Here is a 15,813-nt window from a genome sequence, read left to right on the forward strand (position 1 = left end):
GGGGCGCGGAGGGGCGGCGCCGGTGGCCCGGGGGATTCAGGCGCGCCCCTCGGTCTCCGCCGCGGACGGCCCCAGTCCGGCCAGGCGGTCGGCCCAGCTCAGCGCATGGCCGTTGTATCCGTCTATCACCGCACGCAGGGCCTCGCGGTCCCGGTGCGTGATGGCGGCGACCAGTTCGGCGTGGCCGTTCCACAGCCAGTCCCGCACATCGGCGTCGCCCCGCAGATACGGCACGGCGAACACCCATGCCTGGACGCGCAGTCGGTGCAGGAAGTCGCTGATGTAGCCGTTGCCGATGAGCCCGCCGAGCTCGCGCCAGAAGCGCAGGTCGTAGCCGATGAGGATGTCCAGGTCGCCGCCGCGCGCCGCGCGGGCGGCCTCTTCGGCCCGGCGGCGTACGGAGACGAGCGCGTCCCGGTAGTCGGCCCGCCGGTCCGGAACGGGCTCCTGGAAGACGTCCCGGATGACGCCGTCCATGACCAGGGCGCGGGCCTCCACCATCGCCCGGTAGTCCGCGACCGTGAACTGGTGGACCCGGAATCCGCGGTGCTGGTCGGATTCGAGCAGGCCCTGCGCGGACAGGTCGAACAGCGCCTCGCGGACGGGCGTCGCGGACACCCCGTACTGCTCGGCGATCTGCTTGACGGTGAACTCGCGCCCCGGCAGTAGACGCCCGGCGAGCACCTCGTCACGCAGCGCGTCCGCGATCTGCTGTCGCAGGGTGCTGCGGGTGACGGCTCCGCTCGGGCACATGGCGCCCCTTCCCCATTCGGTTCCGGGTCACCTTAGACCGGGGCCGCACCGGTCCTGAGCCCCGGAGGGGCCCGGTCGGACGACCCACGCCGCTATTCTCGTCCCCGTCCGGCGTGTTGTCGTACGGGGGAGGCCGCACACCATGGAGAAGCTCGGGTCCACCGATCCACAGCGCATCGGCGCCTACCGGCTGCTGGGGCGCCTCGGCGTGGGCGGGATGGGGCAGGTCTATTTGGCCCGGTCCGACCGCGGCCGTACGGTCGCGCTGAAGCTGGTACGCGAGGAGCTGGCCGCGCAGCAGGAATTCCGCGACCGGTTCCGCCAGGAGGTGCGGGCCGCCCGGCGGGTGGGTTCCACGTGGACCGCGCCCGTCCTGGACGCCGACACCGAGGCGGACGTCCCATGGGTCGCCACCGGATATGTGGCCGGCCCCTCTCTGCACGCCACCGTCTCGGGCAGGCCGGGCACCGCGTCCGGCCGGGCTCCCGGCGCCTACGGCCCCCTGCCGGAGCGGTCCGTCCGCATTCTCGGCTCCGGCCTGGCGCACGCCCTGAAGGCCATCCACACGGCCGGCCTGATCCACCGGGACCTGAAGCCCTCCAACATCCTGCTCACGATCGACGGCCCGCGCGTCATCGACTTCGGGATAGCCAGGGCTCTGGACACCATCACCGACGGCGGTCTCACCCGCACCGGCGCTCTGGTCGGCACGCCCGGTTTCATGTCTCCGGAGCAGGTGCGGGGCGAGCGGGTGAGCGCTGCCAGCGACGTGTTCTGCCTGGGGTCGGTGCTGACGTACGCCCTGACCGGCCGGCTCCCCTTCGGCGCCGCGGCCAACGAGATGCACGCCCTGCTGTTCCGCATCGCACAGGAGGACCCGGACCTGACCGGGGTGACGCCGGGGCTCGACGACCTGATCCGCGGCTGCCTCCACAAGGACCCGCAGGCCCGGCCGTCCACCGACGACATCCTGGCGCTCCTGGCCGACGACGACAACAGCCCGGAGCCCTGGCTCCCCGGTGCGCTTCTCGCGCAGCTCGGCCGCCATGCCGTGGAACTGCTCGACTCGGAGGACCCCGAGGACGCGGTGCCGGGCGCGGTCGCGCTCACCAAGCCGGGCAGCCCCGCCGACGCGGTGAGCGGCGCCCCGTCCAACGCCGCGGGCGCCCCCTCCGACGCTCCCCCCGGCGCCCCGTCCGGCCCGGGCGCCGAGCCGCCCGCCGAGCCGGAGACCGCGGTCCTCGACGCCCCCGCCGCTCCGCCCGCCCCGCTCCCGTCCCCCGGGCAGCCCGGGCCCGGCCCCGTCCACGCGCTCCCCACCGCGGCCGCGGGCCCCGCCGGCGCGGCCGGTGCCGCCGCCACGCCGCCGAGCGGGCCGCCCCCGGCCACCCAGCCGCCCGGCTACGGCCACCCGCATCAGGCCGCCCAGCCACAGCAGGCGCAGGGCTACGGCCACCCCCAGCAGCCCAACCCCGCCCAGGGCTACGGCTATCCACAGCAGCCCGGCCAGGGCCAGGCATACGGGCAGCCCCAGCAGCCGAGCCCGGACCACGGCTACCCGTACGGCTACCCGCAGCAGCCCGGGCAGGGCGCCACTCCCCCGTACGGCCCCGGATACCCCTCGGGCACCCAGCATCCGGCCCCCGCTCCGGAACCGGCCCGCAGGAACAGCGGCTCGACCATCGCGCTGATCCTCGTCGCCGTACTGGTCGCCATAGGCGCGGGCGGGTCCGTCTACGCCCTCATGAGCGACAAGGACGGGACGCCCACGGGCAAGCCCACCCGCTCGGCCGGTCCCTCCCCTTCGCAGGCCATCGACGACTCCCCCACCCCCGACGTCTCCCCCGATCCCTCGCCCGACGACGGGGTCAACGGTGACAAGGGCGGCATCCCCGACGGTTACCTGGGCTCCTGGTCGGGCAGTATCGACAATGCCACCGGCCACTCCACCCGTGAACTCGTCATCCGTCAGGGCGAGGTGGGCGACACGGTCCTCACCCTGACCGCAGAGGGCCCCCTGGCCACCGGCGGCACCTACCGCTGTGTCTTCGAGGCGGCCCTGACCGCCGAGGCCGCCGTCGGGGAATCCGTCAGCATCGGCCCCTCCACCGTGACGGAGGGCGAACCGGCGGCCTCCTGCTCGCCGGGGTCTCCGACCACGCTCACCCTGCTCCCGGACGGCAGTCTGAGCCGGGAGAACACGTCGAGCGGCGAGAAGCTCACGTACACGAAGTCCGGCTGACCCGCCGGGCTTCACTGGACCAGCGGCCGGAGCGACATGAGCAGGTGCTGGTGGACCGTGTCCCCAGCCCCGTCCGCCGCTGCCGCCGCCTCCGCGTGGTCCCGGTGCCCGGTGATCATGGCGCGCTGGCCCTGGCCCATGAGCTGGAACCGGACGACCGGGGTGTCGAACGTGGCCAGCGCGTCCATCAGATAGGAGGGGTTGAACCCCACGGTGATCTCCTCGGCGCCCAGGAGCCCGGCGGGCAGGCGCTGGGAGGCCACGTCGTCCTCGTATCCGGCCTGGAGCAGGACGGAGTCGCCGGTGAACGCGAACTGGAGCGGGCTGTCGCCGTCCGCCACGACCGCGACCCGCTTCACCGCCTCGACCAGCGGTTCGCGCTCGGTCACCGCCTTGACCGGCCCGCTCAGCACGAACAGCTTGTCGTGGCGCGGGAGCCGGCCGTCGAGCAGCCGGACCGTGGTGCGCATGCCTTCCCGTTCGAAGCCCGCCGAACCGCCGTCCAGGGCGAGGCGGACCGTACCGGGGCGGCTGCCGACCGAGCGGGCGATCTCGCTGAGCCGGCGGGCCGAGACGACGAAGTCGGCCGTGCCGCCCTGGCCGGCGGGCCGCCAGTCGAGCGTACGGACGGCGAAGCGGTAGCGGTCGGTGGCCGCGAGGGTCATCCGCTCGCCGTCGAGCGCCAGGCGGATTCCGGTGAGTGCGGGGAGGGTGTCGTCCCGGCCGGCGGCCACCGACACGTCGGCGACGGCCGCCGCGAACTCCTGCCCGTCCACCTCGCCGAGTATCTCCGGCAGCGGCGGCAGCGCGGGATAGTCGTCCATCGGCAGGACGGACAGGCCGAATCCGGCGCCGCCGCCCTTCACCGTGAACCGTGAGCCCTCGACCGCGCATTCCACCGGTCCTTCGGGCAGCACCTTGCACACGTCCAGCAGACGGCGGCCCATGACCAGGACCTTCCCGGGCCGTTCGGTCCGCGCGGCGGTCTCGATGCGGGCGGACGCCTCGTAGTCCAGGCCGGAGATGCTCAGTCTGCCGTCCGCCGCCTCCAGCAGCAGCCCGCCCAGGACGGGCACGGGCGACCTGGTGGGCAGTACACGGGCGGCCCAGGAGACGGCGTCCGTCAGCTCGCCCCGTTCGATCCGGAACTCCATCGTGATGTCCTCTCCTCGTGCGTCGACCGCCTGCGGTCCCGACGCTTGCGACGTTAGAGGCCACCACTGACAACGAGGTGGGGGACGCCTCCGGCCACGAGGCCGGGGGCGTCCCCCACACGAGTGAATCTGCCGGGCGAAAGCCCTGGTCAGCAGCTCAAGTTGGAACCGGGCGTGGTGCCGAGGATCTGCACGAACGCCTGGTACCTGTCGATGCGGCTCTGGACCTGGGCGGGGTTGCCGCCGTTGCACTCGATCGAGCCGTTGATGGAGCGGATCGTCTCGCCGAAGCCGGCGCCGTTCACCATGGCGTTGTGGGCCGTCATGGAGCCGGGGCCGTTCTGGGTGTTCCAGTACCAGAGGCCGGTCTTCCAGGCCACGGCGGCGTCCTGCTCGACCAGGTAGGGGTTGCCCAGCAGGTCGATGCCGAGCGCGTCGCCCGCGGCCTTGTAGTTGAAGTTCCAGCTGAGCTGGATCGGACCGCGCCCGTAGTACGCGGCCTGGCCCGCCGGGCAGCCGTAGGGCTGGCTGCTGTCGCAGTAGTGCGGGTAGTTGGCGGTGTTCTGCTCGACGATGTACACCAGTCCGCCGGTCTCGTGGCTGACGTTGGCGAGGAAGGCCGCGGCCTCCTGCTTCTTGACGGTGTCGCTGCCGGTGTTGGCGAAGCCCGGGTAGGCATCGAGCGCGGCGACCAGACCGCTGTACGTGTAGAAGGAACTGCGGCCCGGGAACATCTGGTTGAACTGCGCCTCGCTGACCACGAAGTCGGAGGACGAGCCCGGGTCACCCGGGTCCGTGCCGCCTCCGCTTCCGCAGGCGCCCTGGTCGGCCCAGACGTCCGAGCTGCCCGGCGTCTCGTTCTGGGTCCACCACTTGGCGGTCCAGTTGTGCCCGTTGTACGAGGCGGAGCCGCCGCCGGTGTAGACGGACGAGGCGTTCCAGGCGGCCGCGCAGTCGGCGGCCGACGCGGTGGTGGCGGGGAGTACGACGAGCCCTGCGACGACCGCGCCCAGCGCGGCTAGCAGGCCCATGACGCGACGGAACATCTGCACACTCCTTCGTCGCGGCGCACCGATCGTCGCGGCGCACCGCCGTGGGGGTTGCCGCCACTCAAGCGCGGTTGGTCTGGACCTGTCAAGGTCTAGACCAAAAGCCGGAACCCTTCCGCCACGAGGACCCCGGGACCCTCGCACGACGCGGAGATCGCACGGGCCCCGGGGTTCGAAGCAGCGTCAGCAGGTAAGGCGCGAGCCCGGGTCGACGCCGATGACCTCGGTGATGTGCTCGTACTTGGCCGCCCTGGCCCGCACCGACTCGGGGTTTCCGCCGTTGCACTCCAGCGAGCCGTTGAGCGAGCGGATGGTCTCGCCGAAGCCGGCCCCGCCGACCATGGCGTCGTGGGAGGTCATGGTTCCGGGACCGTTCTGGGTGTTCCAGTACCAGAGCGCGGTCTGCCAGGCAACGGACGGATCGCGCTCCACCAGCCACGGGTCGTTGAGCAGATCGAGGCCGAGCGCGTCACCGGCCGCCTTGTAGTTGAAGTTCCAGCTGAACATGATCGGGCCGCGCCCGTAGTAGGCGGACTGGCCGGCCGGGCAGCCGAACGGCTGGCTGTAGTCGCACTTGATCCAGTAGTTGGCCTCGTTGATCTCCTTCACGTACCGAAGGCCGACCGACTCGAAGTCGGCGTGCGTCAGGAACGCCGCGGCCTCCCGGGCCCTGGTCCGCTCGGTTCCGGTGTTGGCGAAGCGGGGATACGCGTGCAGTGCGTCGATCAGGCCCTGGTAGGTGTAGAAGGAGTCGCGCTCGGGAAAGATCGCGTCGAACTCCGCCTCGCTGATGACGAAGTCGGAGACCCCGCCCGTACAGGCGCCCTCGTCCGCCCAGACGGTGGTGGCGCCCGGGTTCTCGTTCTGCGTCCACCACTTCGCCGTCCAGTTGCGGCCGTGGTGCGAGACCGTGCCGCCGGCCGTGTAGGCGGTCGAGGAGTTCCACAGGGGTGCGCACGACGCGGAGCCCGTGGTGTCCGAGGCGGCCGGTGCGGCGCTGGCGGCGCCGGGCAGGAAGGCCGCCGTGGCGACGACCGCGCTCAGTACGGTCAGGATGCTCTTGATGCGGTTCAGCGCTGCTCACTCCTTCTACGAGGACGGGCACGGTGCGCCGCATACCTCGCGGGCGGGCCGTGCGGGCATCCCTGCACCCAACCGTCGCTGGTCTGGACCTGTCAAGGTCTAGACCAGACAGTCCGGTAGGCGCGCACATGCCGGAGGGCCGGGGCTCATCCGCCGCCCCGGCCCCCCTGTGCCCCCGTATCGACTACAGGAACGAGTTGATCTCGATGGTCTCGGTGCGGCCGGGGCCGACGCCGATCGCGGAGATCGGGGCGCCGGACATCTCCTCCAGCGCCTTCACGTACGCCTGCGCGTTCTTCGGCAGGTCGGCGAACGTCTTCGCCTTGGTGATGTCCTCGGACCAGCCCGGAAGCATCTCGTAGACCGGCTTCGCGTGGTGGAAGTCGGTCTGGCTGTACGGAAGCTCCTCGACGCGCTTGCCGTCGATCTCGTACGCGACGCACACCGGGATCTGCTCCCAGCCGGTCAGCACGTCCAGCTTGGTGAGGAAGAAGTCGGTGAGGCCGTTGACCCGGGTCGCGTACCGCGCGATGACCGCGTCGAACCAGCCGCACCGGCGGTCACGGCCGGTGGTGACACCGCGCTCGCCGCCGATCCGCCGCAGCGCCTCGCCGTCCTCGTCGAGCAGCTCCGTCGGGAACGGGCCGGCGCCGACACGGGTCGTGTACGCCTTGAGGATGCCGATGACCCGGCTGATCTTGGTCGGACCGACCCCGGCACCGGTGCAGGCGCCGCCCGCGGTGGGGTTCGAGGAGGTCACGAACGGGTACGTGCCGTGGTCGACGTCGAGCAGGGTGCCCTGGCCGCCCTCGAACAGGACGACCTTGCCCGCGTCGATGGCGTTGTTCAGGACGAGCGTCGTGTCGGCCACGTAGGGCTTGAGCTGCTCCGCGTACTGGAGCATGTCCTCGACGACCTTGCCGGCCTCGATGGCACGCCGGTTGAAGACCTTGGCCAGAAGCTGGTTCTTCTGCTCCAGGGCCGCCTCGACCTTCTGCTCCAGGATCGACTCGTCGTAGAGGTCCTGGACGCGGATGCCGACCCGGTTGATCTTGTCGGCGTACGTCGGGCCGATGCCGCGACCGGTGGTGCCGATCTTGCGCTTCCCGAGGAACCGTTCCGTCACCTTGTCGACGGTGACGTTGTACGGGGTGATCAAATGAGCGTTGCCGCTGATCAGCAGCTTCGACGTGTCCACGCCGCGGTCGTTCAGCCCACTCAGCTCGGAGAGCAGGACCGCCGGGTCGACGACGACACCATTACCGATGACCGGGGTACATCCCGGTGACAGGATGCCGGAGGGGAGGAGATGCAGTGCGTACTTCTGGTCACCGACGACCACCGTGTGGCCGGCGTTGTTGCCGCCCTGGTAGCGCACCACATAGTCCACGGATCCACCGAGGAGGTCGGTGGCCTTTCCCTTGCCCTCGTCACCCCACTGAGCACCGAGCAGCACAAGTGCGGGCACAGGCGTACACCCCTTCCGGGCGGGGCATGTCCAAGGTCAGGGGGCGTACGAAAACGCCGTACATGCCGTACGTCGTTGTACGGCACCGTCCGAACCGTCGAACCGGGTGCCCCGGAATAGACGAAACCCCTGGCGCAATAGCGCAAGGGGCTCTTGCACCAAGATGCTACCCGAGGAAGGACCGAGGTGTCGGCTGCCCAGCCCCCCGGTAACGGTGCGCCCCACCTGCTGGTGGTGATCGATCCGGTCGCCCGCCGGACGGACGGCGAGTCCGTCCGCATCGCGAAGGACGTGCTGAGCGCGGGCTCGCACGCCAAGATCTGCCTCCCGGACAGCCCCGGGGAATTCGCCCGGGCGCTGTCCCGCCGGGGCGGCCGGCGGCCGGTGGTGATCGGCGACGACCGGGCGCTGCGGCGTGCCGTGTCGCTGCTGCACCGGGAGCGGGAGCCCGCCATGAGCGCGCTGTCGCTCGTCCCCGTCGGCGCGTCGGGCGCGCTGGAACTCGCCCACTCGCTCGGCGTGCCGAACGGTGCCGTGGCGGCGGCGCGCACGGCGCTGGACGGGGCGGTGCGCCGCCTCGACCTGCTCGTGGACGACAGCGACGGCGTGGTCCTGGGCGCGCTGCGCATCCCCGCGCTGAACGGAGCCCCCGGCACGGGGGCCGACCGGCCGGGCGGGTCCTCCGTCTGGGACGCCTGCCGCTCCCTGGTCCGCACCCTGGTGCGCCCCGCGCCCGAGGAACCGGCCGCCGTGCCGCCGACGCACCGGTTGCGCGTGGAGGCCGACGGCGTCGTGCTGAACGACCTCGACCGCCCGGTCGCGTCCGTGACGGTGACGTCGGGCTGCGGCGACGACGGCCTGGCCGCCGTGACGATCGACGCGCCGGACACCGCCCCGGTCACCACGGAGGCGAAGGCGGTCACGGTCTCGGGGGCGGACTTCCGCTACCGGGCGGACATACAGGTCGCGGGGCCGGTGCGGACGCGGACGTGGACGGTACGGGCGGGGGCCTGGGGGCTGATGCTCCCGGCGGGGTAGCGGGCGCGGGAGGGCGCGCGGGAGGGCCGTCCGCCCGCGGGCCTCACACCTCGACCCGCAGCTCCTTCAGGCCCCTGATGACATAGCCCGGGTTCCACTCGGGCTCGGCGGTCAGCCGCAGCCCGGGCGCCTTGCGCAGCAGCTCGCCGAAGGACGCGGCCAGCTCGACGCGGGCGAGCGGGGCGCCCAGACAGAAGTGGATGCCGGCGCCGAAGGTGATGTGCGGGTTCTCCCGCCGGGCGAGGTCCAGGGTGTCCGGTTCGGTGAAGCGGGCCGGGTCGCGGTTGGCCGAGCCGAAGAGCAGGGCCACCTCGGAGCCCCGCGGAATGACCGTGCCGTCGATCTCGATGTCGTCCAGGACCCAGCGCTCGAACATCTGGAGAGGGGTGTCGTACCGCATCAGTTCCTCCAGCGCCGTGGGCAGCAGCCCGTGGTCGGCACGGAGGGCGGCCAGCTGCTCGGGGTGGCGCAGCAGCGTCCACCAGCCGTTGACCGTGGTGTTGACGGTCGCCTCGTGGCCGGCGTTCAGGAGGAGGACGCAGGTGGAGACCATCTCCTGCTCGGTCAGCCGCTCGCCCTCGTCGTGGGCGGCGACGAGGGCGGAGACGAGGTCGGTGCCCGGGTGCGCGCGCCGCTCGGCGATCAGTTCGCGCAGGTACGCGGAGAACTCCAGGGAGGCGCGGACGGCGGCGCGGGCGGTGTCCTCGGACGGGTTGAGCTCGAACATCCCGCAGATCGCCGCGGACCAGGGCCGCAGCGGGGCCCGGTCGGACTCCGGGATGCCGAGCATCTCGGCGATCACGGCGACGGGCAGCGGTTCGGCGACGGCCGCCAGCAGGTCGCCCCCGCCCTGCTCCACGAAGTCGTCCACGAGCCCGGCGGCCAGCCGCCGGACGGTGGGGACGAGCTGTTCGACGGTGCGCGGGGTGAACGCCTTGGACACCAGGCGCCGGATGCGGGTGTGGTCCGGCGGTTCGAGGTCCAGCAGCCCCTGCCCGTTCAGCGTCTCGAACGGCTCGTGCTCCGGGGGCGGCGGCGTCCGGCCGAACTCCTCGTGCGTGAACCGGTGGAGGTAGGTGCGCCCCAGCCGCCGGTCCCGCAGCAGGGCGGACACGTCGGCGTGGTGCGGGACGAGCCACTGGCCGGTGGCCTCGAACCAGTGCGCCCGGCCGGTGGCCCGCAGCTCGGTGTAGGCGGGGTACGGGTCGGCGACGAACGCCGCCGACCAGGGGTCGAACGGGGCGGGGGAGGTGCTGGGCTGTTCCATGGGCCGACGCTAGACCACCGTGCGGGAAGACGCTTGGCCCACCGTGCTCAGGAAGGCGTGACCAAGCGGGCCTCGTAGGCGAAGACGGCGGCCTGGGTGCGGTCACGGAGGCCGAGTTTGACCAGGATGCGGCTCACATGGGTCTTGATGGTCGACTCGGCGACGACCAGGTGGCCCGCGATCTCCGCGTTCGACAGACCCTGGGCGATGAGGACGAGCACTTCGGTCTCGCGCTCGGTGAGGTCGCCGACCCGGGCCAGGGCCGGCGGGCGGGGAGCGGCGGCGAGCCTGGAGAACTCGGTGATCAGCCGCCGGGTCACGGTGGGGGCCAGCAGCGCCTCACCGGAGGCGACCACACGTACCCCGTCGGCCAGCCGGCGGGCCGAGGCGTCCTTGAGGAGGAAGCCGGAGGCCCCGGCGCGCAGGGCCTGGTAGACGTATTCGTCCAGGTCGAAGGTGGTGAGGACCAGGACCTTCGCGTCCTCGTCGGCGGCGACGATCTCGCGGGTCGCCTCGATGCCGTTGAGCTCCGGCATGCGGATGTCCATCAGCACCACGTCGGGGCGGAGCGCGGCGACCTGGGAGACGGCCTCGCGGCCGTTCACCGCCTCGCCGACGACCTCGATGCCCGGCATGGCGTTGAGCAGGACCGAGAAGCCCTCGCGGACCATCATCTGGTCGTCCACGATCAGGACCCGGATCGGCGGGGCGGCGGGCCGCGTCGTCACAGCTGCTCCGTCCGCTGGGCCGGGATGAAGGCCATGACCTCGTAACCGCCCTCCTCGGTGGGCTCGGCGGTCATCTCGCCGTTCAGCATCGCGACCCGCTCCCGCATCCCGGTGATCCCGTGCCCGGCCCCCGGCGACGGCTTCACCGGAGCGGTCGGCGGTCCGTTGACCACGCGCAGCCCGAGCCCGCCGAGGACGTAACCGATCTCGACCCTGGCGGTGGCGCCCGGGGCGTGCCGCAGGCTGTTGCTGAGCGCCTCCTGGATGATCCGGTACGCCGACAGCTCGACGCCCTGGGGCAGCTCGCGGACCGCCCCGGTCACCGCCTTCTCCGTCACCAGGCCCGCGTCCCCGACGTTGGCGAGCAGCCGGTCGAGGTCGGCGAGGGTGGGCTGCGGCGCGTCCGGTGCCTCGTAGTCGTCGGCCCGGACCACACCGAGCACCCGGCGCAGCTCGGTGAGCGCGGCCACGGCGTTCTCCCTGATCGTGACGAACGCCTGCTCCAGCTCCGGCGGCGGGTTCTCCACCCGGTACGGAGCGGCCTCGGCCTGGATGGCGACGACGGACATGTGGTGGGCGACCACGTCGTGGAGTTCGCGGGCGATCGTGCTGCGCTCCTCCAGCAGCGTGCGCCGGTCGCGCTCGACGGCGGTGACGGTGCGCTGCACGGTGACCTCGCGCTGCGCCTCCCGCCGGACCTGGGCCATGCTCACCAGGAGCAGCGCGAACGCCGAGACCACCGCCATGCCCGCGGTGCCCGGCCCACCGGCCCCGCCGGTGACGACGCCCTCCACGACGAGGCCCAGCAGCAGCGTGAGCACCCACATCCCGGCGGCGGTGCGCGGCCGGGTCCTGGCCGCGACGACGAACAGCACCACCAGGTGGGCGACGAAGACGCTCGCCGACCACGGTTCGTAGCCGCCCACCACCACGCTCACCGGCATCAGGACCATCGACATCCAGAACGCCCCGACCGGCCTGACCAGCGTCATCGCCACACAGGCGGCGGGCAGCAGCCCGGCCAGCAGGACGCCGGCGTTGCCGGTGATGGCGAACCCCTCGATGAAGATGATCAGCGCGACGCCCAGCACCACCGCGTGCGGCATCCACGCGGCCTGCGCCGCGAGCCGCCGCGGCAGCCGCCCGGTCAGAAGCCCGTCCGTGCGCATCGGGGGCATCGGCCGGTAGGCGAAGGCGTCCTCGAAGAGGTCTTCCCTGAGGTCGTCCCTCGCTCGCGCGGCGAGCCGTAGCTCCGGGCTTCTGGTCCTGGTCTCGGTCACGTCTCCACGGTAGGCGGGGCGGCGGCCCGGGTCGTCAGCAGTGTTGCGGATTCCCGGCCGTCCGTCGCAAGTACTACGCGCCCGCCGCCGCGGCTACCAGGCGAGCTGGGCGATCTCCTCCGCGACCACCGCGCACGCGTCGGCGGCCGGGTCGATCAGCGGGAAGTGGCCGACGTCCGGCAGCAGGGTCAGGCCCACCGTCTCGCCCTCCTTCGCCGCCGCGTCCACGAACGCCTCGGCGACGGCCGCCGGGACCGTGAGGTCCGTCGTGCCCTGGACGACCGCGGTCGCGATGCCCGTGGGCAGCAGCCGGGACGGATCGGCGTACGCGTTCCGCTCGGCGAAGTCCTCCGCGGCCCCAAGGAGCTGCCCGACCGCCCCCGAGCACACGTCGAGCGCGACCGCCGAGCCGAAGTCCGCGATCGGCGCCAGCGCCACCACGCCCCGCAGCGCGGGCGGCCTCGGGAGCCGCCACGGCGACCCCTCCGGCAGTACGTGCCGGGCGGCGGCCCACAGCGCCAGCTGTCCGCCCGCCGAGTGCCCCGTGACGACGATCCGGCGGACGTCCGCCGCCGGCAGCTCCCGCGCCAGCAGCTCCGGCAGCGCGTCCATCGCGGCGGCGACGTCGTCGAAGGTCTCCGGCCAGCGCCCCGCGACCGGGCCGGTCCCGCGCTGCTGCGGAAGCTCGCTGCCGCGCCGGTACTCCACACTGGCCACGGCGAATCCGTGCCGGGCCAGGAAGTCCGCGAACGGCGACACATGCGCCCGGTCGTACGGGGCCCGCCACGCGCCCCCGTGCAGCACGACCACGACCGGCGCGCCGGTGCGGCCCCCGCGCGGCGCGTAGAAGTCGATGACCTGGTCGGGGTGGCCGCCGTAGGCGGCGGACGCGTCGGGGGCGACGGCCGGATGGGAGAAGGCCGACTCGGTCTCGGCGGCGTCCCGCTCGCGCGCGGCGGAATCCGACATCCTGCTCCCACCCTCCCTGTCGTCCGGCCCAACTGGCCTGACCTGCGGGGACGGTACCAGTACGGGGGAGAGCCCCGCCCACCGGGAATCGGCGCCGTCCGGTGACCGGGGCGAGCCGGTCACCGGACGGATGCGGCAGCCTACGCCGCCGGAGCGCCCAGGACCTCCGCGAGCACCCGCGCCGCGCGTTCCGCGTCCGCGAACCCCACGTACAGCGGTGTGAAACCGAACCGCAGCACATCGGGCCGGCGCAGGTCCCCGACGACACCGCGCGCGATCAGCTCGGCCATCACGGGCTCCGCGTCGTCGCACCGCAGCGCGATCTGGCTGCCCCGTTCCGCGTGGGCGGCCGGGGTGACGGAGGTGACCCGCCCCTCGGGGGCGTACGCCTCGACGCACTCCAGGAAGAAGTCCGTCAGGGCCAGGGACTTGGCCCTGACGGCCTCGATCCCGACGCCGTCCCAGACGTCGAGGGACGCCTCCAGGGCCAGCATGGACAGGATGTCCGGCGTGCCGACCCGGCCCCGGACCGCGCCCTCGGCCGGGGTGTAGCCGGGCGTCATCGCGAACGGGTCGGCGTGCGACGTCCACCCCGGCAGGGGCGAGTCGAAGGACGCCTGGTGGCGCTCGGCGACGTACAGATAGGCGGGCGAACCGGGGCCGCCGTTGAGGTACTTGTACGTGCAGCCGACCGCCAGGTCCACGCCGTGCTCGTCCAGGCCGACCGGGAGCGCGCCGGCGCTGTGGCACAGGTCCCAGACGGCGATCGCGCCCGCGGCCCGCACCGCGGCGGTCAGCCCCGGCAGGTCGTGCAGCCGGCCCGAGCGGTAGTCGACGTGGTTGAGCAGGACGGCGGCGGTCCGCGGACCGAGCGCGTCCGGCACGTCGGCGGGGGCGACCGGGACGATCCGGTGGCCGGTCATCCGGGCCGCCGAGGCGGCGATGTAGCCGTCGGTGGGGAAGGTCTGCGCGTCGACCAGGATCTCGTCGCGGCCCGCCGGCGCCAGCCGGGTCGCGGCGACGAGGGCCTTGAAGACGTTCACGCTGGTCGAGTCCCCGACGACGATCTGGCCGGCCGCCGCACCGACGACCGGGGCGATGCGGTCGCCGATCCGTTCCGGCGCCGTCCACCAGCCGCTCTCGTCCCAGGACCGGATGCGCAGCTCGCCCCACTCGCGGGTCAGGACCTGCTGCACCCGGGCGGGCACATGGCGGGGCAGCGCGCCGAGCGAATTGCCGTCCAGGTAGACGGTGTCGTCCAGGGTGAACAGCTCGCGCAGCGGTGCGAGGGCGTCATCGGTGTCGAGCGCCTGTGCGCGCTCTCGCAGGTCAGACATGGCTGCGGGCCGTCCAGAGCTCGGGGAACACGTTCTTCGTGGCGCGCTTCTCCAGCCAGGCCACGCCGGCCGAGCCGCCGGTGCCGGTCTTGGAGCCCATGGCCCGCCGGGTCGCGAGGAGATGGTCGTTGCGCCATCGCCACACCAGCTCGCCCACGTCGGTGAGCACCTCGCCGAGGCGGACCAGCTCGTCGTTCTGGTCCGGGTTGGCGTAGATCTCCGCCCAGACGGCCTCGACCTCGGGCGACGGCTCGTACTTACGGGTCAGGTCCCGGCCGAGCACGGAGTCCGGGACCGGGTGCCCGCGCCGGGCGAGCAGGGCCAGGGCCTCGTCGTACAGGCCGGGCTCCGCGAGGGCCTTCTCCAGCTCCGCGTGGACCCGGGGCGCGCCCCGGTGCGGCACCAGCATGGACGCGGACTTGTCGCCGAGCAGGAACTCCATCCGCCGGTACATCGCCGACTGGAAACCGGAACCCTCGCCGAGCGAGGACCGGTAGGAGTTGAACTGGGCGGGGGTGAGCTGGGCGAGCGGCGTCCAGGAGGCGTTCAGGGCCTCCAGTTCGCGCAGTGACCGCTTCAGCGCGTCCCGCGCGACGTCCAGGCGGTCCTCGCGCATCGCGTGCGCGGCGGTCTCCCACTCATGGACGATGACGGTGAACCACAGCTCCATGACCTGGGTGGTGACCAGGAAGACCATCTCGCCGGGATCGTCCGAGCGGAGGTGCTGGAGGTGGGTCAGGACATCCGCCTGGACATAGTCCTCGTACGGAGTCGTGCCCGCGAAGTCGAGGTGCGGGGTCTCCGCACCGGTGGCTTCGGGGTCGGGGTGAATCGTCGACATCGCTGTCTCCTCGACACGAGCTTCCGGGTAGCGGTCCGCCCCTTCCCTGCGGAAGTGGAGCCCCGGTCCCCTGTTCGCATAGTAATCGCCGTCCCCGGACACGCGCAGGCCCCGCAGTCGCGGATGCGGAGCTGCGGGGCCTGCGGGTATCGCGTCGGGGGCCGGGTCCGGACGCGGCCTAGCCGAGGGTTTCGGCGGCGGTCGGCGAGGAGTCGCGCAGGAACGTCGAGCAGCGCTCGTACTCCTCCTGCTCGCCGATGGCCTGCGCGGCCCGGGCGAGGGCGTGCAGGGCGCGGAGGAAGCCGCGGTTCGGCTCGTGCTCGAACGGCACGGGGCCGTGGCCCTTCCAGCCGGCCCGGCGCAGCGCGTCGAGGCCGCGGTGGTAGCCGGTGCGGGCGTAGGCGTACGACTCGACGACCCGGCCGCCCTCGAACGCCTCGTCGGCGAGCTGCGCCCAGGCCAGCGAGGAGGTCGGGTACTTCGCGGCGACGTCGGCGGGCGCGGTGCCGGCGGCGAGCAGTTCGCGCGGCTCCGGGTCGTCGGGCAGGTGGGTCGGGGGCGGGCCCCCGAGCAGGTTCTCGTGGATCGACATGCCCCCAGTGTG

Annotated in this window: 14 protein-coding genes; 2 read left to right on the top strand and 12 right to left on the bottom strand. The window is 72.8% G+C overall.

Annotated features, from left to right (window positions below):
- Positions 1-36 precede the first annotated feature (36 nt).
- Positions 37-753: a GntR family transcriptional regulator gene (locus OG338_RS13470; RefSeq protein WP_405937567.1), complete on the bottom strand. Its 717-nt coding sequence runs from the start codon at positions 751-753 to the stop codon at positions 37-39.
- Between the two features lie 142 nt (positions 754-895).
- Here OG338_RS13470 and OG338_RS13475 point away from each other — a divergent pair, with 142 nt between their 5' ends.
- Entirely contained in the window at positions 896-2,995 is a 2,100-nt protein-coding gene (locus tag OG338_RS13475; RefSeq protein ID WP_405937568.1) for a protein kinase domain-containing protein, read from the top strand.
- A gap of 11 nt (positions 2,996-3,006) precedes the next feature.
- Here the strand turns inward: OG338_RS13475 and dnaN are convergent, their stop codons facing one another.
- From dnaN to OG338_RS13495, 4 genes are all read right to left on the bottom strand, one after another.
- The gene (dnaN, locus tag OG338_RS13480) at positions 3,007-4,149 is read right to left on the bottom strand and encodes a DNA polymerase III subunit beta (protein WP_405937569.1); all 1,143 of its coding nucleotides are present in this window, start codon (positions 4,147-4,149) and stop codon (positions 3,007-3,009) included.
- A 149-nt stretch (positions 4,150-4,298) separates the two neighbouring features.
- Positions 4,299-5,195, bottom strand: a complete 897-nt coding sequence (locus OG338_RS13485) for a glycoside hydrolase family 19 protein (protein ID WP_405937570.1) — start codon at positions 5,193-5,195, stop codon at positions 4,299-4,301.
- A 186-nt stretch (positions 5,196-5,381) separates the two neighbouring features.
- Positions 5,382-6,272, bottom strand: coding sequence for a glycoside hydrolase family 19 protein (locus OG338_RS13490; protein ID WP_405940412.1), 891 nt, complete (start codon positions 6,270-6,272; stop codon positions 5,382-5,384).
- Positions 6,273-6,465: 193 nt separating this feature from the next.
- Positions 6,466-7,749: an adenylosuccinate synthase gene (locus OG338_RS13495; RefSeq protein ID WP_405937571.1), complete on the bottom strand. Its 1,284-nt coding sequence runs from the start codon at positions 7,747-7,749 to the stop codon at positions 6,466-6,468.
- Between the two features lie 186 nt (positions 7,750-7,935).
- Between OG338_RS13495 and OG338_RS13500 the strand changes: the two genes are divergently transcribed.
- Positions 7,936-8,787: a diacylglycerol kinase gene (locus tag OG338_RS13500; protein ID WP_405937572.1), complete on the top strand. Its 852-nt coding sequence runs from the start codon at positions 7,936-7,938 to the stop codon at positions 8,785-8,787.
- 43 nt (positions 8,788-8,830) lie between these two features.
- On the opposite strand, the gene OG338_RS13505 is transcribed toward OG338_RS13500, so the two are convergent.
- The 7 genes from OG338_RS13505 to OG338_RS13535 all read right to left on the bottom strand — a co-directional run bounded on the left by OG338_RS13505 (position 8,831) and on the right by OG338_RS13535 (position 15,801).
- Positions 8,831-10,054, bottom strand: a complete 1,224-nt coding sequence (locus tag OG338_RS13505) for a cytochrome P450 (RefSeq protein WP_405937573.1) — start codon at positions 10,052-10,054, stop codon at positions 8,831-8,833.
- A 47-nt stretch (positions 10,055-10,101) separates the two neighbouring features.
- A complete protein-coding gene (locus tag OG338_RS13510; RefSeq protein ID WP_405937574.1) occupies positions 10,102-10,782 on the bottom strand; it encodes a response regulator in 681 nt (226 codons plus the stop codon).
- Positions 10,779-12,062: a sensor histidine kinase gene (locus tag OG338_RS13515; RefSeq protein WP_405937575.1), complete on the bottom strand. Its 1,284-nt coding sequence runs from the start codon at positions 12,060-12,062 to the stop codon at positions 10,779-10,781. The genes OG338_RS13510 and OG338_RS13515 overlap by 4 nt, the downstream gene beginning before the upstream one ends.
- A gap of 93 nt (positions 12,063-12,155) precedes the next feature.
- Complete coding sequence (locus tag OG338_RS13520; RefSeq protein WP_405937576.1) at positions 12,156-13,031, bottom strand: alpha/beta hydrolase family protein; 876 nt, start codon at positions 13,029-13,031, stop codon at positions 12,156-12,158.
- A 140-nt stretch (positions 13,032-13,171) separates the two neighbouring features.
- The gene (gene kynU, locus OG338_RS13525; protein ID WP_405937577.1) at positions 13,172-14,368 is read right to left on the bottom strand and encodes a kynureninase; all 1,197 of its coding nucleotides are present in this window, start codon (positions 14,366-14,368) and stop codon (positions 13,172-13,174) included.
- On the bottom strand, positions 14,361-15,209 hold the full coding sequence (locus tag OG338_RS13530) for a tryptophan 2,3-dioxygenase family protein (protein ID WP_405937578.1): 849 nt from the start codon (positions 15,207-15,209) through the stop codon (positions 14,361-14,363). The genes kynU and OG338_RS13530 overlap by 8 nt, the downstream gene beginning before the upstream one ends.
- Positions 15,210-15,387: 178 nt before the next feature.
- Entirely contained in the window at positions 15,388-15,801 is a 414-nt protein-coding gene (locus tag OG338_RS13535) for a DUF3151 domain-containing protein (protein ID WP_018522275.1), read from the bottom strand.
- Positions 15,802-15,813 lie beyond the last annotated feature (12 nt).

The sequence above is a fragment of the Streptomyces sp. NBC_00726 genome (assembly GCF_045161735.1).
Classification (GTDB): domain Bacteria; phylum Actinomycetota; class Actinomycetes; order Streptomycetales; family Streptomycetaceae; genus Streptomyces.

Bases quoted from the DNA above. Each gene is read 5' to 3' on its own strand.
- OG338_RS13470 (WP_405937567.1), bottom strand. From the start codon at position 753: ATGTGCCCGAGCGGAGCCGTCACCCGCAGCACCCTGCGACAGCAGATC.
- OG338_RS13530 (WP_405937578.1), bottom strand. From the start codon at position 15,209: ATGTCGACGATTCACCCCGACCCCGAAGCCACCGGTGCGGAGACCCCG.
- OG338_RS13520 (WP_405937576.1), bottom strand. From the start codon at position 13,031: ATGTCGGATTCCGCCGCGCGCGAGCGGGACGCCGCCGAGACCGAGTCG.
- kynU (WP_405937577.1), bottom strand. From the start codon at position 14,368: ATGTCTGACCTGCGAGAGCGCGCACAGGCGCTCGACACCGATGACGCC.
- OG338_RS13505 (WP_405937573.1), bottom strand. From the start codon at position 10,054: ATGGAACAGCCCAGCACCTCCCCCGCCCCGTTCGACCCCTGGTCGGCG.
- OG338_RS13485 (WP_405937570.1), bottom strand. From the start codon at position 5,195: ATGTTCCGTCGCGTCATGGGCCTGCTAGCCGCGCTGGGCGCGGTCGTC.
- dnaN (WP_405937569.1), bottom strand. From the start codon at position 4,149: ATGGAGTTCCGGATCGAACGGGGCGAGCTGACGGACGCCGTCTCCTGG.
- OG338_RS13535 (WP_018522275.1), bottom strand. From the start codon at position 15,801: ATGTCGATCCACGAGAACCTGCTCGGGGGCCCGCCCCCGACCCACCTG.
- OG338_RS13475 (WP_405937568.1), top strand. From the start codon at position 896: ATGGAGAAGCTCGGGTCCACCGATCCACAGCGCATCGGCGCCTACCGG.